The organism is Actinospica durhamensis, assembly GCF_018139695.1.
Taxonomy (GTDB): domain Bacteria; phylum Actinomycetota; class Actinomycetes; order Streptomycetales; family Catenulisporaceae; genus Actinospica; species Actinospica durhamensis.
On sequence record NZ_JAGSOG010000542.1, the window covers coordinates 1 to 1,821 of the forward strand.

Consider the following 1,821-nt stretch of genomic DNA (forward strand, 5'->3'; position numbering starts at 1 on the left):
GCTGGCGGCCGAGTCCGCGCGGGCGGCGGGGGAGTCGGCGACCAGGGCCGCGCCGGCCACTCCGGCGGCCGTCATCAGGGCTTTGCGCCGGGTGGTGGAAACCCCGGATTTCGGCGCTTCGTTGCGCATCTGGGAAACCCCTCACAGGAGTTACGGGCTGGATTCGTACCGTCCGTGCCGCTCGTCAGCCAAGCACTGAACCGGTTAAGTGTCAACATCCGCCGCTAGTCTTGCCTCGTCCCGCGTCAGGACGCGGCCCGCCGGGCCGAGGCGCGCTCGAGCAGAGGAAGGGGAGGGCGGTGGCCACGACTCCGCGTCCCGCACGCAGGCCGACCATCGCCGACATCGCGGCCAGGGCGGGGCTGACCAAGGCCGCGGTCTCCTTCGCGCTCAACAACCAGCCGGGCGTCTCCCAGGCCACCCGGGAGCGGGTGCTCGCCATCGCGCGGGAGATCGGCTGGCAGCCCAACAGCGCCGCGCGGGCCCTGACCGACGGGCGGGCCGGGGCGTTCGGCCTGGTCATCGACCGCCCGGCCGGGACGCTCGGGGTCGAGCCCTTCTTCATGCAGCTCGTCGCGGGCATCCAGGGCGAGCTGGCCGAGGAGCGTTCGGCGCTGCTGTTCACCGTCGCCGAGGACTACCGCGCCGAGATCGAGCTGCACCGCACCTGGTGGGCGCAGCGCCGGGTGGACGGGGTGCTGCTGGTGGACCTGCACGTGCACGACCCGCGGGTGGCGGCGCTCGAGGAGCTCGGGCTGCCCGCGGTGGTGGTCGGCGCGCCGGAGGGCTCGGGCACGCTGCCGGCCGTGTTCACCGACGAGGCGGCGAACGCGCAGGTCATCGTGGAGCACTTGGCCGAGCTCGGGCACACCCGGATCGGGCACGTCACCGGCATGGCAGAGCTCTGGCACACCAGGCTGCGCGCGGCGGCGCTGGCCCGGGCGGCCGGGCAGGCCGGGATCGAGACCGAGAGCGTGGCCGCGGACTACACCGCCGAGGCGGGCGCGCAGGCGACCCGGACGCTGCTGGGCCGCGCGTCCCGGCCGACCGCGGTGGTCTACGACAACGACCTGATGGCCGTGTCGGGGCTCGGTGAAGCGCAGCGGATGGGCCTGGAGGTGCCCGGGCAGCTGGCGATCGCGGCCTGGTACGACTCCGTGCTCTGCCATCTCGTCAATCCTCCGCTCACCGCGCTGAGCACCGACGTCGGCGCGTACGGGGCGCGGGCGGCCCGGGCGCTGATCGAGCGCACGGCCGGCGGCGATCCGGGGCATCGGCGCGAGCCCGCGGCCACGCTGGCGGTGCGTGGCTCGACCCGGCGGGGCTGAGCCGGGCCGGGGGCCGCGCCGTAATCAGTAGCCTGATCGGTACATCAGAACTCTGGCGCACTGGTCGGCGCGGTGCTGGAATCGGGCGGCATGGACTCCCACACGCGCCTGCGGGCGGACGATCCCGCACTGGCCGACGCCGTCGCCCGCAATCTCGGCGAGGCCCTGGCGCAGATGCACCGGGGCATGCCAGGGGCGCTGGTCGAACAGGCCGCCGACCTGGTGTTCGCGGACAGCGGCCTGGACGACCCGACGTTCAACGGCGTCGCGGCCGCGCGCTTCGACCCGCTGAGCGCGGACGCGCGGATCGGGCAGGTGCTGGACCGGATGAAGGCCGCCGGCCGGCCGTTCGTGTGGTGGGTGGACCCGGCCGCGACACCCGTCGATCTCGGGGAACGGCTGGCGGCGGCCGGGTTGGCGGAGGAGGAGCGGCTGCCCTTCATGGCGCGTTCGCTCGAGGCGCCGGTGCGCGGGGTCGGTGCGGGGCAGGGGG

General features: G+C 74.7%; 1 protein-coding gene and 1 pseudogene. Both read left to right on the forward strand.

The genetic code is table 11. The annotated features are described in order from the left end of the window. Positions 1–299 precede the first annotated feature (299 nt). Positions 300–1,328, forward strand: coding sequence for a LacI family DNA-binding transcriptional regulator (locus KDL01_RS40855; RefSeq protein ID WP_212534098.1), 1,029 nt, complete (start codon positions 300–302; stop codon positions 1,326–1,328). Positions 1,329–1,418: 90 nt separating this feature from the next. Then, positions 1,419–1,821 (forward strand): annotated as a pseudogene (locus KDL01_RS40860) (GNAT family N-acetyltransferase); the annotation flags it as partial.